Here is a 472-nt window from a genome sequence, read left to right as displayed (position 1 = left end):
GTTTCGCTTTTTCCCACTCCAGAATCGCCCTGTAAAAAAAGCACCTTATAATTGCTGGGAATACACATTAATTCCCTTAAAAGGGATTCTGTTTTTTCGATAATGGGCTTAAAATCCTTGGAACGATGGCTCATCTCCATTACAGATTGACCTGAGCCGTTAGTATCCGTCATTTCAGCCGCCGCTTTTTCCAAAACCGGCAAGGGAAGCGCCGAAGGTCCGGGAGAAAAATTGTAAACACGCATGATAACCTCCTAATGTGTATTTACCTGTAATATACAAAAAAAACGAAATAATGTCGATAAGTCTGCGGCATAAGTACGAATATTATTGAACTGTAATGATAATTAATATAAAATTATAATATATGGCGGACAGAGTTTTTACTATACTCGATCTAATCGACCTCGATCTCAAAGAGCATAATTCGTTAAATTTGCGCTGTATTGGGGGCAGAAAGGGGTTGGGAAGG

Annotated in this window: 1 protein-coding gene and 1 pseudogene; one reads left to right on the top strand and one right to left on the bottom strand. The window is 39.2% G+C overall.

Annotated features, from left to right (window positions below; all coding sequences use genetic code 11):
• On the bottom strand, positions 1–245 hold a 245-nt coding region (locus ACYVTD_RS16515), incomplete at its 3' end, for an aminotransferase class V-fold PLP-dependent enzyme (RefSeq protein WP_461248751.1).
• Positions 246–367: 122 nt separating this feature from the next.
• Between ACYVTD_RS16515 and ACYVTD_RS16510 the strand changes: the two are divergent.
• Positions 368–472: pseudogene (locus tag ACYVTD_RS16510) on the top strand (HPr(Ser) kinase/phosphatase); the annotation flags it as partial.

The sequence above is a fragment of the Treponema sp. R6D11 genome (assembly GCF_054786075.1).
The sequence above is the reverse complement of the archived record's forward strand: the minus strand, read 5'-3'. Positions and strand labels throughout refer to the sequence as shown.